General features: G+C 72.8%; 22 protein-coding genes. 12 read left to right on the top strand and 10 right to left on the bottom strand.

The features are described from left to right. Positions 1-4 precede the first annotated feature (4 nt). Positions 5-1138: an NAD(P)H-dependent flavin oxidoreductase gene (locus tag DXZ73_RS08505; RefSeq protein ID WP_116210406.1), complete on the top strand. Its 1134-nt coding sequence runs from the start codon at positions 5-7 to the stop codon at positions 1136-1138. Positions 1139-1186: 48 nt separating this feature from the next. After that, the gene (locus DXZ73_RS08500) at positions 1187-2737 is read left to right on the top strand and encodes an acyl-CoA synthetase (RefSeq protein ID WP_116210405.1); all 1551 of its coding nucleotides are present in this window, start codon (positions 1187-1189) and stop codon (positions 2735-2737) included. Between the two features lie 6 nt (positions 2738-2743). Here the strand turns inward: DXZ73_RS08500 and paaK are convergent, their stop codons facing one another. From paaK to DXZ73_RS08485, 3 genes are all read right to left on the bottom strand, one after another. Beyond that, a complete protein-coding gene (paaK, locus tag DXZ73_RS08495) occupies positions 2744-4039 on the bottom strand; it encodes a phenylacetate--CoA ligase PaaK (protein ID WP_116210404.1) in 1296 nt (431 codons plus the stop codon). Positions 4040-4102: 63 nt separating this feature from the next. Continuing rightward, positions 4103-6010, bottom strand: coding sequence for a phosphocholine-specific phospholipase C (locus DXZ73_RS08490; RefSeq protein ID WP_116210403.1), 1908 nt, complete (start codon positions 6008-6010; stop codon positions 4103-4105). Between the two features lie 140 nt (positions 6011-6150). Next, entirely contained in the window at positions 6151-7773 is a 1623-nt protein-coding gene (locus tag DXZ73_RS08485; protein WP_116210402.1) for an acyl-CoA synthetase, read from the bottom strand. Between the two features lie 195 nt (positions 7774-7968). Between DXZ73_RS08485 and DXZ73_RS08480 the strand changes: the two genes are divergently transcribed. The 5 genes from DXZ73_RS08480 (at position 7969) to DXZ73_RS08460 (ending at position 12311) form a co-directional block, all read left to right on the top strand. After that, positions 7969-8772: a crotonase/enoyl-CoA hydratase family protein gene (locus DXZ73_RS08480; RefSeq protein WP_116210401.1), complete on the top strand. Its 804-nt coding sequence runs from the start codon at positions 7969-7971 to the stop codon at positions 8770-8772. A gap of 56 nt (positions 8773-8828) precedes the next feature. After that, positions 8829-9773, top strand: coding sequence for a Zn-ribbon domain-containing OB-fold protein (locus tag DXZ73_RS08475; protein WP_116210400.1), 945 nt, complete (start codon positions 8829-8831; stop codon positions 9771-9773). Then, the gene (locus DXZ73_RS08470; protein ID WP_116210399.1) at positions 9773-10828 is read left to right on the top strand and encodes a thiolase domain-containing protein; all 1056 of its coding nucleotides are present in this window, start codon (positions 9773-9775) and stop codon (positions 10826-10828) included. Before DXZ73_RS08475 ends, DXZ73_RS08470 begins: the two co-directional genes overlap by 1 nt. A 20-nt stretch (positions 10829-10848) precedes the next feature. After that, the gene (locus DXZ73_RS08465) at positions 10849-12000 is read left to right on the top strand and encodes a thiolase domain-containing protein (RefSeq protein ID WP_116215496.1); all 1152 of its coding nucleotides are present in this window, start codon (positions 10849-10851) and stop codon (positions 11998-12000) included. A 74-nt stretch (positions 12001-12074) separates the two neighbouring features. After that, positions 12075-12311: a DUF397 domain-containing protein gene (locus DXZ73_RS08460; RefSeq protein WP_116210398.1), complete on the top strand. Its 237-nt coding sequence runs from the start codon at positions 12075-12077 to the stop codon at positions 12309-12311. A gap of 44 nt (positions 12312-12355) precedes the next feature. Here DXZ73_RS08460 and DXZ73_RS08455 read toward each other — a convergent pair whose 3' ends face one another. The 3 genes from DXZ73_RS08455 to DXZ73_RS08450 form a co-directional block, all read right to left on the bottom strand. Further along, entirely contained in the window at positions 12356-13372 is a 1017-nt protein-coding gene (locus DXZ73_RS08455; protein WP_116210397.1) for an isopenicillin N synthase family dioxygenase, read from the bottom strand. A 162-nt stretch (positions 13373-13534) separates the two neighbouring features. Then, positions 13535-13618, bottom strand: coding sequence for a putative leader peptide (locus tag DXZ73_RS40550; RefSeq protein WP_367621043.1), 84 nt, complete (start codon positions 13616-13618; stop codon positions 13535-13537). Between the two features lie 231 nt (positions 13619-13849). Beyond that, complete coding sequence (locus DXZ73_RS08450) at positions 13850-14248, bottom strand: rodlin (protein ID WP_116210396.1); 399 nt, start codon at positions 14246-14248, stop codon at positions 13850-13852. Between the two features lie 475 nt (positions 14249-14723). Between DXZ73_RS08450 and DXZ73_RS08445 the strand changes: the two genes are divergently transcribed. After that, a complete protein-coding gene (locus DXZ73_RS08445) occupies positions 14724-15224 on the top strand; it encodes a hypothetical protein (protein ID WP_116210395.1) in 501 nt (166 codons plus the stop codon). 77 nt (positions 15225-15301) lie between these two features. Here DXZ73_RS08445 and DXZ73_RS08440 read toward each other — a convergent pair whose 3' ends face one another. Together DXZ73_RS08440 and DXZ73_RS08435 are read right to left on the bottom strand one after the other, a co-directional pair. After that, positions 15302-17314, bottom strand: coding sequence for a peptidoglycan recognition protein family protein (locus DXZ73_RS08440; protein ID WP_116210394.1), 2013 nt, complete (start codon positions 17312-17314; stop codon positions 15302-15304). A 237-nt stretch (positions 17315-17551) separates the two neighbouring features. Further along, positions 17552-18661, bottom strand: coding sequence for an aminoglycoside phosphotransferase family protein (locus DXZ73_RS08435; RefSeq protein ID WP_116210393.1), 1110 nt, complete (start codon positions 18659-18661; stop codon positions 17552-17554). A gap of 235 nt (positions 18662-18896) precedes the next feature. Between DXZ73_RS08435 and DXZ73_RS08430 the strand changes: the two genes are divergently transcribed. After that, a complete protein-coding gene (locus tag DXZ73_RS08430) occupies positions 18897-20426 on the top strand; it encodes a hypothetical protein (RefSeq protein ID WP_116210392.1) in 1530 nt (509 codons plus the stop codon). Between the two features lie 57 nt (positions 20427-20483). Here the strand turns inward: DXZ73_RS08430 and DXZ73_RS08425 are convergent, their stop codons facing one another. Further along, positions 20484-21971: a PP2C family protein-serine/threonine phosphatase gene (locus tag DXZ73_RS08425; RefSeq protein ID WP_116210391.1), complete on the bottom strand. Its 1488-nt coding sequence runs from the start codon at positions 21969-21971 to the stop codon at positions 20484-20486. Positions 21972-22542: 571 nt separating this feature from the next. On the opposite strand from DXZ73_RS08425, the gene DXZ73_RS08420 reads away from it, so the two are divergent. From DXZ73_RS08420 to DXZ73_RS08410, 3 genes are all read left to right on the top strand, one after another. After that, entirely contained in the window at positions 22543-23973 is a 1431-nt protein-coding gene (locus DXZ73_RS08420; protein ID WP_116210390.1) for a HEAT repeat domain-containing protein, read from the top strand. A gap of 8 nt (positions 23974-23981) precedes the next feature. Continuing rightward, a complete protein-coding gene (locus DXZ73_RS08415) occupies positions 23982-24554 on the top strand; it encodes a hypothetical protein (protein ID WP_240351267.1) in 573 nt (190 codons plus the stop codon). A 191-nt stretch (positions 24555-24745) separates the two neighbouring features. Further along, on the top strand, positions 24746-24949 hold the full coding sequence (locus tag DXZ73_RS08410; RefSeq protein WP_116210389.1) for a DUF5302 domain-containing protein: 204 nt from the start codon (positions 24746-24748) through the stop codon (positions 24947-24949). A 12-nt stretch (positions 24950-24961) separates the two neighbouring features. On the opposite strand, the gene DXZ73_RS08405 is transcribed toward DXZ73_RS08410, so the two are convergent. Next, positions 24962-25399 (bottom strand): hypothetical protein, encoded by a 438-nt coding sequence (locus DXZ73_RS08405; RefSeq protein WP_162890117.1) that lies wholly within the window; start codon positions 25397-25399, stop codon positions 24962-24964. Positions 25400-25515: the final 116 nt, after the last annotated feature.

Here is a 25515-nt window from a genome sequence, read left to right as displayed (position 1 = left end):
GCCCATGCAGACGGACCTGAGCCGGCGACTGGGAATCGAGCACGCGCTCTTCGGCTTCACCCCTTTCCCCGCGGTGGCCGCGGCCGTCACCCGCGCCGGGGGCCTCGGCGTGCTCGGCGCCGTGCGGTACACCGACCCCGGAGCCCTCGCCAGGGACCTCGACTGGATGGCCGCGCACACCGACGGCAAGCCGTACGGGCTCGACGTCGTCATGCCCGCGAAGAAGGTCGAGGGGGTCACCGAGGCCGACGTCGAGGCCATGATCCCCGACGCGCACCGGCGCTTCGTCCGCGAGACCCTCGCCCGGTACGGCGTACCCGAACTCGCCGCCGGGGACCGCTCCGGGTGGCGCATCACCGGCTGGATGGAGGAGGTCGCCCGCGCCCAGCTCGACGTCGCCTTCGACCACCCCGTCAAGCTCCTCGCCAACGCCCTGGGCCCACCGCCCGCCGATGTCGTCCGCCGGGCCCACGACCACGGCGTCCTCGTCGCCGCGCTCGCCGGGAGCGCCCGGCACGCCGTCCGGCACGCCGAGGCGGGCATCGACATCGTCGTCGCCCAGGGCTACGAAGCGGGCGGCCACACCGGCGAGATCGCCACCATGGTGCTCACCCCCGAGGTCGTACGGGCCGTCGACCCGCTGCCCGTCCTGGCCGCCGGCGGCATCGGCAGCGGCGAACAGATCGCCGCCGGGCTCGCGCTCGGCGCGCAGGGGGTCTGGCTGGGATCGCTCTGGCTCACCACGGAGGAGGCCGAGCTGCACTCGCCCGCCCTGACCGCGAAGCTCCTGGCCGCGGGCTCCGGTGACACGGTGCGCTCCCGCGCGCTCACCGGCAAACCGGCCCGCCAGCTGCGCACGGCCTGGACCGACGCCTGGGACGACCCGGGCGGCCCCGGCCCGCTGCCGATGCCGCTGCAGGGCCTGCTCGTCGCCGAGGCGCTGTCCCGTATCCAGAGATACGAGGTGGAGCCGCTGCTGGGCACGCCGGTCGGGCAGATCGTGGGGCGGATGGACGAGTGCCGCAGCGTCCGGGCGGTCTTCGACGACCTGACCGCGGGCTTCGAGCGGGCGGTCGCCCGCCTGGCCCGCATGGCCGAGCACGTACCGGATTCTTCTCAGCCCCGCCCCTTCCCGTGACCGGGGGCTCCGCCCCCGGGGCCGCACCCGAAAGGAGCCCGCACCCACATGCCGAACCCACCCCGAGGATTCTGGGCCCAGGCCACCGCCGACCCCGACCGCACCGTACTGATCACCCCGCACGGCGGGGCCTGGACCGCGGGCGAACTGCACGGCGCCGCCAACCGGCTCGTGCGGGGCCTGCGCGCCGCCGGCCTGCGGACGGGCGACTCCTTCGCCGCCGTCCTGCCCAACGGCGCCGAACTCCTCACCGCCTACCTCGCCGCCACCCAGGCCGGTCTCTACCTCGTGCCCGTCAACCACCACCTCCTCGGCCCGGAGATCGCCTGGATCGTGGCCGACTCGGGGGCGGGGGCGCTCATCGCCCACGAGCGGTTCGCCGCCACCGCGACCGCCGCCGCCGACGAGGCGGGACTGCCCGCCGCCCGCCGCTACGCCGTCGGCGACATCCCCGGCTTCCGCCCGTACGAGGGGCTCCTCGCCGACTGCCCCGACAGCCCGCCGCCCGACCGCACGCTCGGCTGGGTCATGAACTACACCTCCGGCACCACCGGCAGGCCCCGGGGCATCCGCCGCCCCCTGCCCGGGAAGCCGCCCGAGGAGTGCCATCTCGGCGGATTCCTCGGCATCTTCGGCATCGAGCCGTTCGACGGCAACACCCACCTGGTCTGCTCGCCGCTCTACCACACCGCCGTCCTCCAGTTCGCGGGCGCCTCCCTGCACGTCGGCCACCGGGTCGTGGTGATGGACAAGTGGACGCCCGAGGAGATGCTGCGCCTCATCGACGCCCACCGCTGCACCCACACCCACATGGTCCCCACGCAGTTCCAGCGGCTGCTGGGGCTGCCCGGCCACATCCGGGCCGCGTACGACGTCTCCTCCATGCGGCACGCGATCCACGGAGCCGCGCCGTGCCCCGACCACGTCAAGCGCGCGATGATCGAATGGTGGGGAAGCTGCGTCGAGGAGTACTACGCGGCCAGCGAGGGCGGCGGAGCCTTCGCCACCGCGAAGGACTGGCTGAAGAAGCCCGGCACGGTCGGCAAGGCCTGGCCCATCAGCGAACTCGCCGTCTTCGACGACGACGGCGCACGGCTCCCCGCCGGTCAACTCGGCACCGTCTACATGAAGATGACCACCGGCGGCTTCGCGTACCACAAGGACGACGACAAGACCCGGAAGAACCGCATCGGCGACTACTTCACCGTCGGCGACCTCGGCTTCCTGGACGAGGACGGCTATCTCTTCCTCCGCGACCGCAAGATCGACCTGATCATCTCCGGCGGGGTCAACATCTACCCCGCCGAGATCGAATCCGTGCTCCTCGCCCACCCCGCCGTGGCCGACGCCGCCGTCTTCGGCGTCCCGCACGACGACTGGGGCGAGGAGGTGCGAGCCGTCGTGGAGCCGGCCGACGGCCACGCGCCCGGCGCCGCCCTGGCCACGGAGCTCCTCGCCCACTGCGCCCGCCACCTGGCCGGCTACAAGCGCCCCCGGTCCGTCGACTTCATCGTCGTCATGCCCCGCGACCCCAACGGCAAGCTCTACAAACGCCGGTTGCGCGACCCGCACTGGCGGTCCCGGGGGCGCGCGCTGTGACCCCGCTCAGGGCTTCGGCGCGCGCTCGTCCACGACGCGCCCGAGCTTGCCCGTCGAGCGCTCCAGGGTCCCGGGATCCACGATCTCGACGGCGACCGTCACCCCGATGCCGTCCTTCACCCGACGGGCGATCTCCCGGGCGGCCGCGGCACGTTGCCCGGGTGCCGCGCCGGGGCGGGCCTCGGCACACACGGTGAGCCGGTCCATCCGGCCCTCACGGGTGAGCCGCAGCCGGAAGTGCGGAGCGACGCCCGGTACGCGCAGCACGATCTCCTCGACCTGGCCGGGAAAGAGATTGACCCCTCGCACGATGATCAGGTCGTCGCTGCGCCCGGTGATCCGCTCCATGCGCCGGAACACCCGGGCGGCGGTGCCGGGCAGCAGCCGGGTGAGATCGCGGGTGCGGTAGCGGACGACGGGCATGGCCTCCTTGGTGAGCGAGGTGAGGACCAGCTCGCCCCGCTCGCCCTCGGGCAGCACCTCGCCCGTGACCGGGTCCACGACCTCGGGGTAGAAGTGGTCCTCCCAGATGTGCAGGCTGCCCTTGGCCTCCGCGCACTCCTGCGCGACGCCCGGCCCCATGACCTCGGAGAGGCCGTAGATGTCGACCGCGTCGAGCGCGAATCTCTCCTCGATCTCACGGCGCATCCCCTCCGTCCAGGGCTCGGCCCCGAAGATCCCGATCCGCAGCGAGGTGGAGCGGGGGTCGACGCCCTGGCGCTCGAACTCGTCGAGCAGGGTGAGCATGTAGGACGGTGTCACCATGATGACCTCCGGGCGGAGGTCCTGGATGAGCCGGACCTGGCGCGCGGTCATCCCGCCGGACGCGGGGATCACCGTGCAGCCCAGCCGCTCCGCTCCGTAGTGCGCGCCCAGGCCGCCGGTGAACAGGCCGTATCCATAGGCCACATGGACCTTGTGCCCCGGCCGGACGCCCGCGGCCCGCAGGGAGCGCGCGACGACCTCGGCCCATGTGTCGAGGTCGCCCCGGGTGTAGCCGACGACGGTCGGGGTGCCCGTGGTGCCGCTGGAGGCGTGGACGCGCCGCACCTCGGTCTCCGGCACGGCGAGCATCCCGAAGGGGTGGTTCTCGCGGAGGTCGGCTTTCGTGGTGAACGGGAACCGTGCGAGGTCGGCCGGCGCCTGGCAGTGCTCGGGGCGGGTGGCGGTGGCGTCGAAGGCGCGCCGGTAGAAGGGAACGCGCTCGTAGACGCGCCGCAAGGTGTCGCGCAGGCGCGTCAGTTGCAACTGGTCGAGCTCGGCCCGTGACATCTGCTCCGCTGCGTCCGCCATAGCGGGGATCTTCCCCAGCCCCGCCCCTTCCCGAAACCGGGGCTCGTGCCCCGGCTGAAGGGACCCCTGCCGTCAGTCGAAGACCCGTCCCGCGAAGCGCCGTTCGAAGCCGTCGCCCACGTCGGCCGTGACGGTCACGTCATACGCACCGGACGCAGGCACGGCAACCGGAACCTCCACCCGCCCGCCGCCCGCGACAGCGGCAGTCGTACCGTCCGACACGGTGAAGAGCACACCCGCGCCCCCGCCATTGGTCAGAGTCAGCCGCAGCCCCTGCGAGGAAGCCGTCACGGACGCCTCCGGGTGCCCCTTGGCCGGGTTCGTCCACGTCCGGACGTCCCCCTTGAAGCCGCGCAGATAGCCGTCGGGGCCGTGCAGGTCGATGTCGTACTTGCCGCCGCCGTAGGTGAGGGCGCTGAAGTAGTCGCTCGCGCCGCCGCCCACCGGGACGGTGTAGTGCCAGGCCTCGTACGCGCGGTGGTTCACCGTGTAGGCGGTGAAACCCGCGCCCAGCCGACCGGTGTTGACGACCTTGAACCACAGGCGGTTGGTGGAGGTATCGGTCCAGGACGTGGTGTCGAAGCCGTAACCGGTCGGCCGGGCAGGGCGGGTCCCCTCCTCTTGGACGGGCCGGGTCGCGGTGGCCGGGGGTCTGGCGTCGGGCAGGGAGTCCTGCTTGTCGCAGGCGGCGACGAGGGCCGTGGTGTCCGGCAGGGCGGGGAAGGAGGCGTTCTTCGAGGAGAAGTCGAAGGCGCTCATCAGGTCGCCGCACACCGTGCGCCGCCAGGCGGAGATGTTGGGTTCCTTGACGCCGGTCCAGTTCTCCAGGAAGCGCAGCGGCGAGGTGTGGTCGAGCACCTCGGAGTGGACGTGGCCGCCCCGGCTCCACGGCGAGATCACGGTCATCGGGACCCGGGGCCCGAGCCCGATGGGCGCGCCGCCGATGAACTCGTCCGGGGTGCCGGACGGCGGCACCGGCGGGGCGACGTGGTCGAAGAAGCCGTCGTTCTCGTCGAAGTTCAGGAAGACCACCGTCTTCGCCCAGACCTCGGGGTGCGCGGCCAGCGACTCCAGGACGTACTTCGCGGTGTAGTCGGCGCCGTACGCGGGCGGATACGCGGGGTGCTCCGACTGCCGCTCGGGCGCGACGACCCAGCTCACGGCGGGCAGCGTGCCGTTCGCGACGTCCTGGTTGAAGGCGTCGGCCGAGCGGCGCTGCATGCCGCCCACGTACAGCGGAGAGTCCTGCTTCGCGCTCTTGAACCGGCCGAACCAGGCCAGCGGGTTGTCGTCGTAGTTGTCCTGCTGCTGATAGACCCGCCAGGAGATCCCGGCGGCCTCCAGCCGCTCCGGGTAGGTGGTCCAGGAGTAGCCCTTCTCGGAGTTGTCGGTGACGGGGCCGCCGTTCCTGCCGCCCGGGTCGATCATGCCCGTCCACTGGTAGAGCCGGTTGGGGTTGGTCGGCCCCTGCACGGAGCAGAAGTACTGGTCGCAGATGGTGAACTCTTCGGCCAGCGCGAACTGGAACGGGATGTCGGCGCGCTGGTAGTACCCCATGGTCCAGGCGCTCTTGGCGGGTATCCAGTTGTTGTATCTGCCGCCGTTCCAGGCGCTGTGCGTCCCCTGCCAGCCGTGGTCGAGGTCGCGGACCCGCTGGGCGTCGGTGGTGGCCGTGTCCAGGTGCCAGGGCGTCAGCACACTGCCGCCGACCGGCCCGAGCGTCGTCTGGCGCAGGACGTCGGAGCCGCCCGGAAAGCGCAGCAGGGAGCGGTCCCCGAAGCCCCGCACGCCCTTGAGGGTGCCGAAGTAGTGGTCGAAGGAGCGGTTCTCCTGCATGAAGATCACCACGTGCTCGACATCGTCCAGCACGCCTGACGGTGAGCTCGCGGCCATGGCCTGCTGGAGCGAGGACGGCAGGGCGCCGAGCGCGGCGGCGCCGGCGGCCGCGCCGAGGAAACCACGACGGGACAAGGGGGTCACGGTGACTCCTGGAGGCAGGGGCGGAAGGGGACGCGCCGATTGAAGGGCCACGCGGCCACCGGCGCCCCAACGCGCGCGGAGTGCGCCGTGTCCACCGCGCGCACAGCAGGTGGCCCGTGCGTCAAGACCTGGCAAAGGCGCTATGGGGTCCGCTCACCGGACGCCACCGCCCGCGCCCACCGGTAGTCCGCCTTGCCGCTGGGCGACCGCTCGATGCGGTCGGTGACGACGAGGCTGCGCGGCACCTTGTACCCCGCCAGCCGGGCGCGGCAGTGCGCCTGGAGCGCGCCGAGCGTCAGCGCGCCCGCTCCGGGCCGCGGCTGTACGACGGCCGCGACGCGGTGCCCCCACCGGGCGTCGGACACGCCGGTGACCAGCACGTCGTAGACGTCCGGATGCGCCTTGAGCGCCTCCTCGACCTCTTCCGGATACACCTTCTCGCCGCCGGTGTTGATGCACTGCGAGCCGCGCCCCAGGACCGTGACGACACCGTCCGTGCCGACCGTCGCCATGTCCCCGAGCAGGACCCACCGCTCGCCGCGCGCCTGGAAGAACGTCTCCGCGGTCTTCGCGGGGTCGTTGTAGTAGCCGAGGGGGACGTGGCCGCGCTGGGCGACCCGCCCCACCTGGCCGGGCCCCACCGGTTCGTACGTCGCCGGGTCGATCACGGCCGTACGGTCGTTGACGCGCACCCGCAGACCCCGTCCGCGGTCGTCGGTGGCGGTGCCGTTGAAGCCGGACTCCGAGGAGCCGAAGTTGTTCAGCAGCGCCACGTGCGGCAGGAGCGCCGCGAACTCCTCGCGCACGGTGTCCGAGAGGACGGCCCCCGAGCTGCTGACGCTGAACAGCGACGAGCAGTCGGTGCCCCGCAGCGGCCCCGCCAGCGCCTCCACCAGGGGCCGCAGCATCGCGTCACCGACCAGCGAGACGCAGGTGACCCGCTCCTCGGCGACGGTTCGCAGCACCTCTTCCGGCACGAACTTGCGGTGCAGGACGACCTTCTGGCCGAAGTCGAAGGCGACGAACGCCGTCAGCGTGGACGTGCCGTGCATCAGGGGCGCGGTGGGGAAGAAGACGAGCCCCTCGCCACCGGCCGCGACCCGCTCGGCGAGCTCCTCCGGCCGCCGCACCGGCTCGCCCGTCGGCGCGCCGCCGCCGAGCCCCGAGAAGAAGAGGTCCTCCTGCCGCCACATCACGCCCTTGGGCAGGCCGGTGGTGCCGCCGGTGTAGATGATGATCTGGTCGTCGCCGGAGCGCGGCCCGAAGTCGCGCCCCGGCGCGCCCGACGCCTCGGCGTCCGCGAAGGGCACCGGCTCGACGCGGGGTTCGGGGGCGTCCCCGGACGGGGAGCCGACGCGGACGAGGTGGCGCAGCCGCTCCGCCCCGGGCAGCGCCGCCGCGACCCGCCCGGTGAACTCCGCGTCGAAGACCAGCGCCGCGAGATCGGCGTCCCGGTAGAGATAGGCCAGCTCCTCCTCCACATAGCGGTAGTTGACGTTGACCGGCACGGCCCGGAGTTTCAGGCACGCCCAGAGGGTCTGGAGGTACTCGACGCCGTTGTAGAGGTGCAGGCCCACGTGCTCGCCGGGCCGGATGCCGCTGTCCCGCAGGTGGTGGGCCAGGCGGTCGGCCGCCGCGTCGAGCTGCGCGTACGTCAGCCGCCGCTCGGCGCCGTCGCCCGGGCGGCCGACGTGGACCAGGGCCTCGCGGCCGGGCACCGTGTCGACGACCGACTCGAAGAGGTCGGCGAGGTTCACGTCCATGTCTCCTCCTGCCGGGCGGTGCGGCGCGGTGCGTCGGTGGTGCGGCGATGGGGCGGCCCGGCGGTCATTAGAGCGCCGGGCGCGGTGGGTGGGAAGGGGAGGCGCCCAAGAAATCTGACGGGAAGTCAGAAAAGCCTTGAAGTGCGGCCCCGCCTCCGCCACCCTGTTCTGCGTCGCCGGACAGGAGGACACCCCATGGGCGGGACCGCACACCTGAAGGCCGAACGCGTCGGCGCCACGCTGGTGCTCACCCTCGACCGGCCCGAGGCCAGGAACGCCCTCTCCCTGCCGATGCTGGTCGGGCTCCACGACGGCTGGGCCGAGGCCGACGAGGACGACTCCATCCGCTCCGTCGTCCTCACCGGCGCGGGCGGAGCCTTCTGCTCCGGCATGGACCTCAAAGCGCTCGCCGGGCAGGGCGCGGCCGACGACGACACCTGCCGGGACCGGCTGAAGGCGGACCCCGACCTCCACTGGAAGGCCATGCTCCGCCACCACCGCCCCCGCAAACCCGTCATCGCCGCCGTCGAGGGCCCCTGCGTCGCGGGCGGCACGGAGATCCTCCAGGGCACCGACATCCGCGTCGCGGGCGAGAGCGCCACCTTCGGCCTCTTCGAGGTCCGCCGCGGCCTCTTCCCCGTCGGCGGCTCCACCGTCCGCCTCACCCGCCAGATCCCCCGCACCCACGCCCTCGAAATGCTGCTCACCGGCCGCGCCTACTCCGCCCGCGAGGCCGAGCGCATCGGGCTCGTCGGCCGGGTCGTGCCCGACGGCACCGCCCTGGAATCGGCCCTGCAGACCGCCGAACTCATCAACGCCAACGGCCCCCTGGCCGTGGAGGCAGTCAAGGCGTGCGCGTACGAGACCGCCGGCCTGGCCGAGCCCGAAGCCCTCGCCCTCGAACTCGAGCGCGGCATGCGGATCTTCGGCACCGCCGACGCCAAGGAGGGCACCCGCGCCTTCGCGGAGAAGCGCCCGCCCGTCTTCCGGCGCGCCTGAACACGGCCGGGAGCGCCCGGCCGCCCGAGACAGTCCAGACAAGGAGAGCCGCGGCCGTGTCCGAGATCCTCACCGCGCCCCTGGTCGTCGAGTTCCCCTTCACCCGCTCCCTGGGCCCCGTCCAGAGCGCCTTCCTCACCGGGCTCCGCGAGCGCGTCGTCCTCGGCGTCCGCACCACCGACGGCCGCGTCCTCGTGCCGCCCGTCGAGTACGACCCCCGCACCGCCGACGAGATCCGCGAGCTCGTCGAGGTCGGCGCCACCGGCACCGTCACCACCTGGGCCTGGAACCCCGCCCCCCGCCCCCGGCAGCCCCTGGCGACCCCCTTCGCCTGGGTCCTCGTCACGCTCGACGGCGCCGACACCGCCCTGCTCCACGCCCTCGACGCCCCCGGCCCCGACGCCGTGCGCACCGGCATGCGCGTCCGTGTCCGCTGGGCCGCGGAGCGCACCGGGGCGATCACCGACATCGCGTGCTTCGAACCGCACGAAAGCGGCGGAGCGGGCCCCGCGACCCCGCACACCGGTGTCTTCGCCGACCCCGTCACCGGCATCACCACCCCTGCCCGCCTCGACTACACCTACGCCCCCGGCCGCGCCCAGAGCCGCCACCTCGCCGCCCTCGCCCGGCACACCACCATCGGCGAACGCTGCCCCGCCTGCCGCCGCGTGTACGTACCGCCCCGCGGCGCCTGCCCGACCTGCGGCGTCGCCACCGGCGAACAGGTCGAGGTCGGCCCGCGCGGCACCGTCACCACCTACTGCGTCGTCAACATCAAGGCCAGGAACGCCGCGATCGACGTCCCGTACGTCTACGCCCACATCGCCCTCGACGGCGCCGACCTGGCCCTCCACGGGCGCATCGCCGGGATCCCCTGCGACCAGGTGCGCATGGGCCTGCGCGTCGAGCCCGTCTGGACCGAGGGCGCCCGCCACCCCGACCACTACCGGCCCACCGGCGAACCCGACGCCGCCTACGACACGTACAAGGAGCTGCTCTGATGCGGTACGCCCGCGACGTGGCGATCGTCGCCTTCGCGCAGACCGCCCACCGGCGCTCCTCGCAGGACGTGTCCGAGACCGAGATGCTGCTGCCCGTCCTGCGCGAGGTGCTCGACCGGGCCGGACTGGCGCCCGGAGAGCCCGGCTTCACCTGCTCGGGGTCGAGCGACTACCTCGCCGGACGCCCCTTCTCCTTCACCATGACCCTCGACGGCGTCGGCGCGTGGCCGCCCGTCGCGGAGTCCCACGTGGAGATGGACGGCGCCTGGGCGCTCCACGAAGCCTGGGTCGAACTCCTCACCGGCGCCGCCGACACCGCCCTCGTCTACGCCTACGGCAAGTCCTCGGCCGGCGACCTGGGCGCAGTCCTCACCCGCCAGCTCGACCCCTACTACACCGCCCCGCTCTGGCCCGGCCCCGTCGACCTCGCCGCACTCCAGGCGCAGGCGCTCATCGACGCGGGCGAGACCGACGAGCAGGCCCTCGCGGACATCGCCGCCCGCAGCCGCACCGCCGCCCGCGCCAACCCCCACGCACGGCTGCGCGGTCCGGTGCCCATGGGCGACCACGTCGCAGGGCCGCTGCGCACCGGTGACTGCCCGCCCGTCAGCGACGGCGCCGCCGCCCTCGTCCTGGCCGCCGGGGACACCGCCCGCCGGATGTGCGAACGGCCCGCCTGGATCCGCGGCATGGACCACCGCACCGACCCCCAGGGCCTCGGGCTGCGCGACCTCACCGACGCCCCCTCCGCCCGGCTCGCCGCCGAGCACGCCGGGGCGTTCGACGCGCCCGTCGACACCGCCGAGATCCACGCGCCCTTCACCGCGCAGGAAGTGATCCTGCGCAAGGCACTCCGGCTCGGCGACGACGTGTCGGTCAACCCCTCCGGCGGCGCCCTCGCCGCAGACCCGGTCATGGCGACCGGGCTGATCCGCTTCGGCGAGGCGGCCGTTCGCGTCCACCGGGGCGAGTCGGACCGGGCACTGGCCCACGCCACCTCCGGCCCGTGCCTCCAGCAGAACCTCGTCGGCGTCCTGGAAGGGGAGAGCCGGTGAACCCCGCGAACAACGAACCCGTGGCCGTCGTCGGCATCGGCCAGACCGAACACGCCGCCGCCCGCCGGGACGTGTCGATCGCCGGGCTCGTCCGCGAAGCCGCCCTGCGCGCCCTCGCCGACGCGGAGCTGACCTGGTCCGACATCGACGCCGTCGTCATCGGGAAGGCGCCCGACTTCTTCGAGGGCGTCATGATGCCCGAGCTCTACCTCGCGGACGCGCTCGGAGCGGTCGGCAAGCCCCTGATGCGCGTGCACACCGCCGGTTCCGTCGGCGGCTCCACCGCCCTCGTCGCCGCCAACCTCGTGGCCTCCCGCGTGCAACGCACCGTACTCACCGTCGCCTTCGAGAAGCAGTCCGAGTCGAACGCCATGTGGGGGCTGTCCCTGCCCGTCCCCTTCCAGCAGCCCCTGCTGGCCGGTGCCGGCGGCTTCTTCGCCCCGCACGTACGGGCGTACATCCGCCGTACCGGAGCGCCCGAACACGTGGGCTCCCTCGTCGCCTACAAGGACCGCCGCAACGCCCTGAAGAACCCCAGCGCCCACCTCCACGAGCACGGCATCACCCTGGAGAAGGTGCAGTCCTCACCCATGCTGTGGGACCCGATCCGCTACTCCGAGACCTGCCCCTCCTCCGACGGGGCCTGCGCGATGGTCCTCACCGGCCGCCGGGGCGCCGCCCGCGCCCCGCGCCCGCCCGCCTGGGTGCACGGCGGCGCCATGCGCAGCGAGCCGACCCTCTTCGCGGGCAAGGACTTCGTCTCGCCCCGCGCGGGACGCGACTGCGCCGCCGACGTCTACCGCCAGGCCGGGATCACCGACCCGCGCCGCGAGATCGACGTGGCCGAACTCTATGTGCCCTTCAGCTGGTACGAGCCGATGTGGCTGGAGAACCTGGGCTTCGCGGCGGAGGGGGAGGGCTGGAAGCTCACCGTGTCCGGCGCGACCGAACTGGACGGCGACCTGCCGGTCAACCCCTCGGGCGGCGTGCTGTCCACCAACCCCATCGGCGCGTCCGGCATGTTGCGCTTCGCCGAGGCCGCGCTCCAGGTGTGCGGCCGGGCCGGCGCGCACCAGGTCGACGGCGCCCGCAGGGCCCTCGGCCACGCCTACGGCGGGGGAGCGCAGTTCTTCTCCATGTGGCTGGTGGGCGCCGAGCCGCCCGCCGGCTGAGGCCGCGCGGCCTGTCCGGCGCACGCCGCGCTCGCTAGTGTGGGCCGGGACGACGACCGGGAGGAGCTACGGACGTGGCGAAGAGCACGACGGACCAACTGGCCGGTGGCACAAGGCCGGAGCTCGACCTCGCGAACGCCGCATGGCAGCCGGGCAGCCAGGGCGTCGGTGACGTCCAGATCGCCTTCGTCGAGGGCTTCATCGCGATGCGCCACGGGCGTGCGCCGGGTGGTCCGGCCGTGGTCTTCACCCCGATGGAGTGGCGCGCCTTCGTCCGCGGCGCCCGCATCGGCCGCTTCGACGCTCCCTGACCCCCGCCGCGGGCGGCGCACCGCCCGCGGCGGGACACAACGCGTCAGCCGACCGGGCTGCCCTCCGTCAGGAGCCCCGAGTGGTAGCGGCGGGCGACCTCCGGGTGGGCGCGCAGCCAGCCCTTGATCTCGTTGCGGCCGTACTCCGCGAACAGCGGGTTGGAGGAGTCCTGGGTGACCCCGGGCGCCCGGTGCGCGTGCGGGAAGGGCACGGGCTCGATGCGCGCGTCCAGCCTGGGGTTGTAGAAGAACGGGACGGAGTAGCGCTCCCGGGTGCCGGGCGGGCTGACCACGCGGTGGTTGGTGGCCTTGAGGTAGCCGTTGGTCGCCACCTCCAGCAGCTCGCCGAGGTTGATCACGAACGCCCCGGGCATGGGCGGCACATCGCGGAACACCCCGTCCGCCCCCTCCACTTGGAGGCCCCCGACCTCGTCCTGGAGCAGCAGCGTCAGGAAGCCGTAGTCCTTGTGCGCGCCCACGCCCTGCGCCGCGCCGTCCGGAGCGCTGCCGGGGTAGCGGACGAGCTTGAGGTGCAGGTGGGGGCGGTCGGCGAAGGCGTCGTCGTAGAAGGTGGCCGGGGCGCCGATGGAGGCCAGCAGTTCGTGCAGCAGCCGCTCGGCGACCGTGCTCAGCCTGTCGATCCAGTGCAGGGCGGCGGTCCGCAGCTCGGGGAGGGCGGCGGGCCACTGGTTCGGGCCCTCCAGCCACCAGTAGCCGGGCTCGTCCGCGCCGGGTATGCGGGGCGCGCGCTCGGCACCTATGTCGATCTGGTCCCGCCAGTCGGGGCTGCCGCCGGTCCGCTCGTCGCCGATCCGGGTGTAGCCGCGGAAATGGGGCGAGTTGAGGTTGCTGATGGACAGCCGCTCCGCCTCGGGGAGGGCGAAGAACGCGCGGAGTGTGCGCATCAGTTCGGCGGTCTCGGACTCGGTGATCCCGTGACCGGTCAGGTGGAAGAAGCCCACGTCGCGGGCTGCGCCGTGCAGCGCCTCGTGGAAGGCGGCGCGGGTCGCGGCGTCACCCGACGCGGCGGAGAGGTCGATGACGGGAAGCTTGTTGCTCATGAGGACATCCACTTGCGTGAAGGCCCGGTACGTACGGCGGTGCGCCGGACGGCCGCGCTGCCGCCGCGGGGTGTGCGGACAGGGCAGGCGGGGGGACCGGGAAGCGGCAGGAAGGAAGAAAACAGGCCACGGCCCGGGAAAGCGGGCTGGGCGGGGTGAAGGTCAGCCGTAGCGGCGACAGGACATGCTCGTGACGCGGAGGAGGTCCACGTGGCGGCGTTTCACGAGCATGGTCACGTCGCCCATCGTATACGACGCCGTAACAAACGGATCCGGGGCAGTCGCCCCTCGGGCTGCCGGTCGACGGCCGGACCCGGGCGGTCCGCGGCCTTGTTAAGTCGATATGCAATTCCGATACACGATTTCGGTGCATGGTGCTTGACCGGCAGATATTCCGGTCAGCATACAGAGAAACCCCCTTCCGCGGGGCCCGTGCACCCGCGGAAGGGGGAATTCTGTTCGAGCTTCTCGGCGCTGCTAGAGCCCTCGGTTGCCCGAGCCGTTGCCCGAGACGACCGGGATCTCGTCGAGGATGTGCGACAGCGGGTCGTCCCCGTCGCTGATCGTCGAGTTGTCGGTGCACTGCTGCTGCTGCTGAGAGCTGAGGATCGGGACGTCCTGGACGCCGATGTTCAGCAGCGCGATCAGGGACTGCAGACCGATCTTGCCGATGCCGAGGCACGGCTTGTTGAGCGTGCCCTGGACCAGGCTCATCTGCGGGCTCTGCTCACCGCCGGTCTTGGTGTTGCCGTAACCGGTCTTGGAAGCGTTGCCGTTCGCGACGTCGCTGTCGTTGCCGATCGCCATCGCGGGTGCGGCGACGGCGCCGACCGCGGAGGCCGTCAGCGCGGCCGTGGCGAGTACCTTCTTGAGCACGTCTGTGCCTTTCGATCGATTAGCGCCTTCTCAGGGGAAGTGACCTGAGTAACTCGGCCCCAATTGATGAGGTTTCGGGCATTCACTCATTTGCGTCACGGAGCGGTCGGTACGGAAATATCGGGAGTGTCGCCGCCGCCCCGGGTTATTCCTCCGCTAATGCGGCGCATTTGAGTGATGGCGGCGGAACCGTACGTATATGCCTGGTAGCGTGCTGTGCGCGGCGGATCTTCGGCCGTCAGTCCGCCCGGACAGCGCCCCCACAAGCTGCGTCCGGGCGGGCTTTTGCGTACGCGGGCCGGGCGGGTCCGCCGTCCACGGTGCACTTGGCTTGCCCATGCCAAAAGCCACCCGTTCGGCCCCACGGCCGCCGCGTGCGCCACCTGCCCCGTGGGCCGCCGTGGCCCCGCGTCGCGGCCCGCGCCGGGGGTCTCCCCGGCGTCACGGCGCGGTGCGGGGCACGTACGATGTGAGCATGTCGTTCCTCCGCCGCCGCAGCGCCGCCACGCCCACCGGGCCGGACTTCGACGTCCTCGCCATGGACCCGGGGGACTGGCCCGGCGACCTCGGCGCCGGGCTGCTGCCCGCGCCCGATGGCAGCTGCCAGGGCGTCTTCCTCCGCTACGACCTCTTCGGCGGGCGCGGCCCGGCGATGATCATCGGCAATCTGCCCGAGGGCTCCCCGGCCCGGGAGCTCGGCGAGGGGCAGGTGCCCTTCGAGGTGGCACAGCTGCTCGTGGCGCTCGGCAACGAGGAGCCCGTGCAGGTCCTGGAGACCGAGGACATCCCGGTCATGCACGAGGACAACCTGCTGATCGTGCGCCGCCTGAAGTGCTCCGAAGGCCGCATCTCCTGCACCCAGTTCGACCGCAGCGACGGCGTCCTCGTCACCATCGCCAGCTGGGACCGCCCCATCACCGACGAGCTCTACCAGCTGCTCAAGCCGCTGCCCGCGGAGATGTTCCAGCAGGTCTGACCGCGCCCGCGGAGATCCCCGACCGACACCGGAGCCCGGTACGCCTGCCGTACCGGGCTCCTTCGCTGCCCGCGTCCTCAGCGATCGGACGGGTGCACGGTCACATCGGCTGCCTTGACGAAGGCCACCCGGTGACCGAACTGGATCTCGTAGTAGACGTCCTTGCCCCGGATCACCTTGTGGCCGGCCGGATCGAAGGTCTTCGACCACAGATACTCGCTCGGCACCCGCCCGCCCAGCGCATACGCCTGCCCCGCGAGCAGCTTGTAGGGCAGCGGTGTCACGTCCTGCACGGGCACGCCCGCGGGGTACGCCTCCTTCTCCGGATAGGCCCGCCCGTACACCGGGATCCCGGCCACGCCCGGCCTCGGAGTGACCACGGGCCCATAGGCGTTGACCACGGTGGGCTGCCACCACGGGTTCCGGAACCACGCCTTCTGGCCCAGGTACCAGATCGCCGTCCACCCGCCGTGCCGGTCGGCGACCGCGAACTGCTGGCCGGTGGAGGCCCGGGCGCCCGTGTCATTGACGTCGGTCGTCGACGGGCTCCCGTCCGGACGCAGACCGATGTCCTTGACCAGCGGAGCGTCCTCCGTCGGCGCCGTGTACAGCCGGACCGCGCCCGAACCGTGCGGAGCGCAGGGCTTCCCCGGCTCCACACAGCCGGTGTACGGCGGGGTGTTGACGTCGTAGTCGGGCCGGATGGTGACCATCCCGCCGAACATGCCGCCCGTGGGGTAGAAGGGCTCGCCCAACAGCTCGAAATAGTGGTCCCAGTCCCAGAAGGGGCCCGGGTCTGTGTGCATCCCCCTGATGGTCGCCGGGGTCGTGCCCGGGACGTTGTCGTGGCCCAGGATGTGCTGCCGGTCCAGCGGGATGTCCAGCTCGTCGGACAGATAGCGCACCAGACGGGCCGACGTGCGGTACATCTCCTCCGTGTACCAGGCGTCGGGCTGGGCGAGGAAACCCTCGTGCTCGATGCCGACGGACGTGGAGTTCACGTACCAGTTGCCCGCGTGCCAGGCCACGTCCTTCGTCGGCACGTGCTGGGCGATGTGCCCGTCCACGGAGCGCACGGTGTAGTTCCAGGAGACGTACGTCGGGTCCTTGATCAGCTTGACGCTCGTCTCCCACGACCCCTCGGTGTCGTGGATGACGATGAACCTCACCTTCTGCGAGGGCTTCTCGGGCCGGTCGGCGACGTCGTGATTGCCGTAGTCCGAGCCCTGCAACTGCTGGTACGGCGCCGGGATCGACTCGCACGCCACCGACTCCGGGCACTCCACACCGTCCCGCGAAGGCGCCGTCAGCCCCAGCCGCCGCACCAGATCCGCACGGTCGGCCAGACGGGGGCTCGCCTCCAGGGCGACCAGTTGACCGGCATCCGTCGTGCGCCGCTCACCGGAGCGGATCACCTCGAAGACATCGTGCGCGAACGTGCCGGCCGACACCGCGTCCGCGGCACCCGGATAGCTCGCCACCGCGCCGAACCAGTCCGCGGGATCGGTGCTCGGCGGGAGCCCCAACCGCCGCTGCGCGGCGGCCAGCAGGGCCGCGCCGCCCTGGACATTGGCCGTCGCGTCCCGGCGCAGTGCCTCCGCCGACAGGCCGGAGAGCCCGGCGGCCCGGTCCAGGGTGCGCAGCCGCGCCGGGACCTCGGCGGGCACCGCAAGCTCCGGACGGACGGAACGCGTCGCCGCGAGCGGCCGGGCGCCGTCGCCGCGCGGGTCCTGAAGAGCGTCCGCGTGCCGACCGGCCGCGGCGAGCGCGGCGGAGGCATCGGTGAGATGCATCGGGCCGTAGCCGCCGGTGACGCTGGGCGCGCCGCCATGGCTGTTCCAGCGGGACTGGAGATACGAGACGCCCAGCAGCACGCTCGTGGGAACGTGATACTTCGCGGACGCGGCGACGAAGGCCCGTTGCAGCGCGCCGGGGCCCGGCTGCTCGTCGGCGCTCGCCGTGGGACTGCCCGCGAGGGCGGGCAGCAACAGGGCGGCCGACGCCACGACGCCGGCCGCCTGGAGTCTGCGGCGGTTTCTTCGCCGGGCTCTCGGCGGGGTGGTCCGGGGTACGGGGGCTGATCCTCGCAATGCGGCCTCCTCGGGACGGCAGTGCCACCGAGCTGGGATGGTAGGTGCGCGATCGGGCGTGTGCGGGACCGGACGTACCAGAGGTAGCCGCTGGATGACGATCCGTCAATCATGCTGATGCGCCCGTGTGAGGGACACACGGGCGCATGGGGGGATCGTCGTCCGTACCGGTGAACGGCGACACGCCGCGCGGGGAGGGTGCGCGGCGTGTCGGGGCGGACCGGGCGGGAGGGGCGGTCAGCGGGTGCCGACCGCCGCCCGTACGGCACGCCTGGCGAGCGCGCAGTCGTCATGCAGGCGACGCAGCAGCAGCCGCTGCTCCTCACCGGACTCGGCAGCACCGGGTGCGGTCGGCGCGGGCTCCTGCAAGGCGCGCTGAACGGCCGTTTCGTACGTGCGGATCTCCCGTGTCAGCACGAGCATCAGATTCACCAGAAAGGCGTCACGGGAGACCGGGCCGGCCTGCTGTGCGTACTGGCTGATCTGACGGCGGGCCCCCGGGGCGTCGCCCAGGACGGTCCACAGCGTGGCCAGGTCGTACCCCGGGAGATACCAGCCGGCCTGGTCCCAGTCGACGAGCACCGGACCGGCGGGGGAGAGGAGGATGTTGGAGAGCAGCGCGTCACCGTGGCAGAACTGCCCCTGGACATGGGCCAGCCCGTGCAACAGCTTCTGGAGGTCGCCCAGATCCCGGTCGGTGAGCAGGCCCAGCTCGTGATAGCGGGTGATGCGCTTGCCGTAGTCGAGCGGCATGTCGAACATGCCGGCCGGTGGCCGCCAGAGGTTGACCCGGCAGACCGCGCCGAGCGCCGCGCGGACGTCCGCGCGGGGCGGGGAGTCCGCGGGGTGCCGCTGGGCGGCGGCCGGCCGGCCGGGCATCCGCTCGATGACCAGGGTGCAGTTGTCGGGGTCCGCGGCGATCAGCCGGGGCACCCGCACCGGCGGGCGGTGCCGGACGAACGCCCGGTACGTAGCTATTTCGTGGCGGAACCGCTCGGCCCACGCCGGAGAATGATCCAGTAAACACTTGGCCACGGCTGTGCTGCGGCCGGTGGATCCGACCAGCAGGACCGAGCGGCCGCTGCGGCGCAGCACCTGGACCGGGTTGAACTCCGGGCAGATGCGGTGCACCGCGGCGATCGCCGTGCGCAGTTGCGTGCCCTGAGGGCCGGACAAGTCGATTCTCCCGCTGAGCGGTTGGCCGCCGAGCCCCGGGGCCCGCCGGGCCCGTCCGCCCCCGAAGGCAGCTCCCGCGGCGTGGGAGGGGTCGAGGTACGGCCCGCCGCCGGCGTGCTGCGGACGGAGCTGCCGGGGCGGGGCGGACACGGAGGACGAGGCTGCATACATGTGCGGAACAGATCCCTTCGTGTGCCGGCGAATTACGGCGCTCCCCGGTCCCCGGGCCATGGGGCACCCTGGGGAATGCCTTCCGGCTGCGGGGTGGCCGGGGTGGCGCGTTCCTACATCACACCCAGTCGCGGGTGGCACACCATCTGGCGGACCCTGGCGAACCCTGGCGAATACTCGCTTGGCCCATGACGGCCCGCTACCTTCAAGTCAGCCGAGAACCTGGGGGCTTGACGTGACGAGGGAACCCAACACCCGCCTAGCGGATCTGTTCGGCCTGGCCGGATGGTCCAAGGGCGAGCTGGCGAGACTGGTGAACCGGCAGGCGGCCGTCATGGGCCACCCACAGCTGGCCACCGACACCTCGCGAGTGCGGCGTTGGATCGACATGGGGGAGTCCCCGCGCGATCCCGTGCCCCGTGTGCTGGCAGCCCTTTTCACCGAGCGGCTCGGTCGTGTCGTGACCATCGAGGACCTCGGGTTCGGCCGGCGAGGGCGCGCGGGTAAAGGGCAGTCCGCGGACGGGCTGCCCTGGCCGCCCGAGCGGACCGCCGCGGTCCTCACCGAATTCACGGGAATGGACCTCATGCTCAACCGACGCGGCTTGGTGGGCGCGGGCGCCGCGCTCGCCGCAGGCTCAGCACTCAGCAGCGCTATGCACGACTGGCTGCACTCCGATCCGGTTCTCGCCTCCGACGCTCCTCGCTTCACCGACCCCCTGCACCTGGACTCCACGCACGCCGAGGCGGCCGGGCTCGACCGCTATGAGGCGGCGCCCGTGGGCTCCACGGAGATCGACGCCCTGGAACACTCGGTCGATGTCTTCCGCGCCTGGGACGCCCAGCGCGGTGGCGGGCTCCAGCGCAAGGCCGTCGTGGGCCAGCTCAACGAGGTGGGCGGGATGCTCGCCTACCACCACCCCGACCACCTCCAGCGGAGGCTGTGGGGGGTCGCCGCGAACCTTGCGGTGCTCGCCGGCTGGATGTCCCACGACGTGGGCCTGGAGCCCACCGCGCAGAAGTATTTCGTCATCGCCGCCCACGCGGCGCGCGAGGGCGGCGACCGCCCACGGGCGGGCGAGGCGCTCTCCCGCGCCGCGCGCCAGATGGTCCACCTCGGCCGCCCGGACGACGCGCTGGACCTGATGAAGCTCGCCAAGTCCGGCTCCGGCGAGGAGACCCTGCCCCGCACCCGCGCCATGCTCTACACCATCGAGGCCTGGGCACAGGCGTCCATGGGCCGGGGCCAGGCCATGCGGCGCACCCTGGGCGAGGCCGAGGAGCTCTTCGTCTCGGACCGGGGGGACGTGCCACCGCCCAGCTGGATGCAGTCGTTCGACGAGGCGGATCTCCATGGCATGGAGGCGCTGGCGTACCGCACGCTCGCGGAGCACGACCCGGCGGCCGCGGCCGTCGCCCAGCAGCACGCCAGGGAGGCGCTGGCCCTCCGGGGGAACGGCTACCAGCGCTCCATGATCTTCGACTACATCTCCATGGCGTCGGCCTGCTTCATCGGCAACGACCCGGAGCAGGCGGACACCTATGCCCGGCTGGCGCTGGTGTCCATCGGAGAGACGTCCTCGCACCGCACCTGGGACCGGCTGCGCGTGATGTACCGGCTCACCGGGCGGTATGCGGGCTACGGCCGGATCGAGGAACTCCGGCAGGAGATCAAGGAGGCCCTCCCCAAGGCTCCCAGGAGCCCGGGGAAGGCCACCCGCAAGGACCCGGGGGCGGACAAAGGCGGCAAGGGCATGGCCGTGTAGGGCCGGTCTGGAACGGTCCCGCGATCGATCCCCATGCGGAGCCCTGCGCGGCGACCTTCAGCGGCGAATACGGGCGATCAGCACGCAGGCGTCGTCCTCGCGCTCCTTGCCCCCGAACTCCTCCAGCACGGCTCTCACGCACTCCTGGGCACTCCTGGCCACGGCGAACCGTGGTGCGAAGCCCAGCAGCCGCTCCGCGATCGAATCGGTCGGCTCGGTGCTGCGGGGTGACAAGCCGTCGGTGTGCAGCACCAGCACATCGCCGGGCTCCAACTGCTCTTCGGCCTGGGCGTACGAGGCATCGGGGACCGCCCCGAGCAACATGCCCTCCGGCGGCCGGAGCGCGATTCCGCTCCCGTCGCGGAAGAGCAGCGGGGCGGGGTGGCCGGCCTGCGACCAGCCCAGCGTCATGGTCGTGGGGTCGTAACGACAGCAGACCGCGCTGCCGAGCGCAGGCTGCGCGGAGGCGTCGAGGAGGTGATTGAGCCAGCCCATCAGAGGGCCCGGCTCGGCCCCGGTGATCGCCATGCCGCGCAGCGCGCCCAGCAGCATGGCCATGCTGGAGGTGGCGGCCACACCGTGCCCGGTGAGGCCGCCCACGCTCAGCAGCGTCCTGCCGTCGGGCAGTTGGAGGGCGTCGAACCAGTCCCCGCCGACCAGGGCGCTGCTGGCGGAAGGGAGATAGTGCGCGGCGAGATCGAGGGTGCCGGGGGCCGCTTCGGCCTCCGGCACCGTGCTGCCCGGGAAGCGCAGGGAGCCGCGCCACGGTGGCAGCACCGCTTCCTGGAGCTCGACCGCGAGCCGGTGCTCGGTCCGCGCGGCGTGCTGGTGGTGCCGCAGCGAGTCACGGGTCTCGTGCACGGCCTGACGACTGCGGCGCAGCTCGCTCACATCCCGTAGGACCGCCCACATGGAGGCCGTGGCACCGTCGGCGTCGAGCACCGGCTCGCCCATCATGTGCACGGTGCGCAGGGAGCCGTCGCCGCGCACGATGCGGAATTCCCCGTCGATCGGCTTCCCGTCGACCAGACAGTCGGTGACCATCGCGGTCAGCAGCCGGGTGTCCTCCTCCAGGACCCAGGAGGGAAGTTCGTCCAGGGTGGGCGCGCCGTCCTCGGGCCGACGGCCGAAGAGCTCGAACAGGTCGTCGGACCAGGCGACGTCGTCGGTGAGGAGATTCCACTCGGCGCTTCCGGCCCGGCCGAGCGGTGCGCCGGCCCGCTGTCCGCACGCCCCGGCCGGATCCGTCGGCGCCGTGGGTGTCTCCGGGCCGGGCTCCCCGGGCCGGGCCGCGGAGCCGTCGTCGGGCGGCCCTTCCCGCAGCTGGTCCAGGTGCTCGCCGAGGTCGTCGAGCTGATGGACGGCGAGCTCGCACAGGGCGCGCTGCCAGCGCGCCCGGGGGTCCGTCGGCAGCTCCTCGCCCACGGTCTCGCGGCGCACGGCGTCGATGTCGCCACGGAGCCGGCGCGTGAGCGAGATGAGCGCGTCGACGGTCTGCTCGGGCGGCTGAGCGGCGGAACGATCCGTGTGGAGAGGGGACGGCATGACGTACTCCGATACGGGCGCGGCGCGGCCGGCGCTGGGTCCGGGGAAAGGGCCGGTAACGACTGTTGCACAGGGAGCGAGGGCCTGTAAGCGGTTTGGCAACACCCGATCTGGTGGTGTCATCGGCATATGTCATGGGCAATAGGGGGTTTTGTCAGGGGCATGAAATGCGGATCGTCGCGCGTGTGACAGGGGGCTGCCGGAGGTGGGGAAGGGGGGTGTCGTGGACATGGAGGGCCGATGTCGGGCGGGGCGCCGGGAGGGGAAGGCCGTCAAATGCGGTCAAAGATCAATTGCGCGGTCATCCCGGACCTCGGGCGAAGCCGCCATGGGCGCGGAAGCCGGGAGTCCGGGGGTGGGGGCGCCGGTGGCGGCAGGTGGTCGCGGGAGGGGCGGAGCCGGGCAATTCGGGCGCGACTCGGCGGAATGCTCGGCTCCGGGTAGGCTGCGGGCGCTCGGAAGACCGCGAGTTCCCCCTGTTCACCAGGCATAGCACCAGTGGACACCGGCAAGAATGCCGGACGACGGAAATCCCGTTGCCAGCCGACTCCCCGCACCGGATGCTGACCCCATGTTCGATCCAGACATAGCGCCCAGCGGCACCCTGCTCGGCCTCCTTCAGCGAGGCCGCGGCGACGGGACCCTGCATGCCCTCGCGGCGCCGCGGGCGGAGGCGCTCGCGGCGCTGCACCACTGCGTGCTGCACGACCCCAGGCGTGACTGGCAGGTCGAGAACCGCTCGCTCTATTACGCGCGCCTCCACCTGGATCTCGACGGCGGGCTCGACGAGATGGAACAGCACCTTTTCCACGTCGACGACCTGCTCGACACCGCCGAGGAGCGCACCGGGCTCGCCCTCGCCGTCCTCGGCCACCTCGCGTCCTACGGCCGCACGGACGCCCTGCTGCTGCTGCGCCGCTACGCGATCTCCGGGGCGAACTGGGCCTGGGCCCTCGACGAGCTGGCCCTGCGGGACGACGACGCCGGACTGCTCGGCATCGGCGAGAGCATCCTCGCCCGCTTCCCCGCCACCCCCGCGGGCGAGACCGCGCTCGCCGCGGCCGTGCGCGACGCCTTCGAGCCCCGCCCCTGGCGGCTGTGGGCCGACGGCCGGCAGTCGCCCTCGACCGCCGAGCGCGTCCGTGCCGCCGGGGAACAGGGCTCCTTCGACCGCTGGCAGCGCCAGCTGCGCCCGACGGGCCCCCGGCCGGGCTGGAGCGTGCGCGAGGTCCTGGACTGGGCCCAGGAGGGCCTCGCCCTGCACCCCACCCAGCTGCGGCACGTCCCCGCGACCCGCTGCCTCACCGCCGTGGCCGGCCCCGAGGACCGGCTGGAGATCATCCAGGCGGCCGCGTCCGGCCCCGAGGCCGCGCGCGCCACCGCCCTGCGCTATCTCGCAGAGCACCACGACCCCCAGGCCCTCGACCTGATCGAGGCCGCCGCGGCCGACCCGGCCGAGCTGGTCGCGGAGGCCGCCGTCACCGCCTTCGAGCGCATGCGCAGCACCGCGGCCCTGGAGCGGGCCCGCGGCTGGATCCACCGCGCCGACGGCCTCGGCGCCGCCGCCGCCGGCATGCTGGCCTGCCGGGGCGCGGCGTACGACTCCGCGCTGGTGCTCGGCGCCCTGCGCCGCACGGTGCGGGCCGAGGGCCCGGACGCGACGGTGCTGTGGGAGCTCGTCCAGGGGGCCGGGCGGCTGTCGATCGGGTGCGCCGCGCCCGTCCTGCGCCACATCTACCGCGAGACCTCCTCCTCGCAGCTGCGCGGGCGCACGGCGCGCGCCCTGGCGGCCACGGACCCGTCGTTCGCGGCCGGCTTCGCCGTCGAGTGCCTGTGGGACTGCGAGGAGACCACCCGCGAGCTCGCCGCCCACCACGCCACCACGGCCGACGCCCGCGTGGTCGAGCAGCTCCGCAGACTCGCCGCCGACCCGGCCGAGGAGGCCGAGGTCCAGACGGCGGTCCGCAGCCGCTTTGGCCCCGAGGCGTCATCGGCGGGATGATCTCCGGCATGACTTCCACGATCATGCCGCGCATGGCGGCGGGCGGCCGGGCGCTGCTGCTGTCCGCCACCCTCATATCCGTCGTCGCCGTCCCGCTCGCGGCCGGGCCCGTCGCCGAGGCCCGGCCGCGTGCCGCTGCCGCCGCGAACAGCGACACGGCCGCCGTCCGGATCACCGAGGGCCAGGTCGCCGAGGCCGGGCCCGGCAGGCCGATCCTCTACCCGAGCGTGACGAGCTGCCTGACCGTGACCGTCCGGCTGCGGGACGGCGGCAAGGCGGGAGCTCACGCCAGCCTGTTCCAGGTGCCCGGTGAATACCGCTCCGACCAGATCCTCGCCGCCCTGAAGAACCGGGTCGGCAAGCGGGCCGTGAGCCGCGTCGAGGTCAAGGGGGCGGTCGGCGCCTGGTATCCCGGCTACTTCACCAAGGCCATCGAGAGCTACGGCGAGGGGGAGACCGTTCCCTACCCCACGGCGCCCGACGCCGAAGGGATCGCGAAGGCGGTGGCCGCGGGGCTCGGCGTGCCCCGCGCGAAGATCGCCGTCGAGGACCTCCCCGACGGCGATCTGACCATTGACTGATTCCCCCGGAACCGCAATTCCCGGTGCGCGCGGGCAGATCCGGCCGACCGCCGTGCGCCCGGCCGGCCGCCGATGACGGCTTTCCCGCCGTTACCTGCTTCAATCGGCTCAGCTGAACGTCAACCGGACTTCAACTGAACGAGCCGTCGTGCGAAGCTGGGGCGACGGCCGCCATGACCAGGAGGTTTTTGATGACGGACAGCACCGCGTCCCAGGACACGCCCGAGACCGGCGCCGAGGACGATGTGAAGCGGAAGTTCCGCGAGGCCCTGGAGCGCAAGCGCGGTCAGTCGGCCGACGGCGCCGCGGGCGGCCAGGGCCGTGACGGCTCCAAGATCCATGGCACCCACGGCAAGGCGGGCGGCCAGCGTTCGTTCCGCCGCAAGAGCGGCTGACCGCCCGATCGGTCAGGTACGGCGGCGCCCGAAGGCCCGCCGTGCCAGCCGGATCGCCAGCGCGATCAGCACCACCACGAAGAGCACGACGAGGATCAGCACCACCAGCAGGAAGATCCCCAGCTTCGCGAAGAAGCCCTTCTTCTTTTTCTTCGCCTTCGCCGCCGTGACCACCCGGTGGTCGGCGGCGGTGCGCCCGGTCAGCCGCACCGAGCGGTGCGCGGGGGCGAGCGCCGCGCCGCCGCCGGTGTCCGCGGCGGTCACCGACCGGCCGACGGAGGTCACCGTCCGGGCCGGGCTCTCCGCCGACGCGGGCGGTACGAGCAGTGCGGCACCCAGGGCCAGGGCCGCGACGACGGCCGCGCGGCGGGTACGGCGGCCCCGGCGGCGCCCGGCGGATGCCACCCGCCGGTCGCGCGGTGGCCCGTCCAGTTCCAACTCAGCGATCATCCAAGCCCCCATGGTGTGCCGGGTGTCCCCCGGCAGCGCAGGCGGTACCGGCGGGCGAGCCGCCGGCGTCCCCATTATCGGCCCACCGCACATGCCTTGAGCAGGGCGCGTTCCGG

The organism is Streptoverticillium olivoreticuli subsp. olivoreticuli, assembly GCF_003391135.1.
GTDB classification, from domain to species: domain Bacteria; phylum Actinomycetota; class Actinomycetes; order Streptomycetales; family Streptomycetaceae; genus Streptomyces; species Streptomyces blastmyceticus.
Note: the sequence above shows the minus strand (reverse complement) of the source record. Positions and strands in the feature narration are given on the sequence as shown.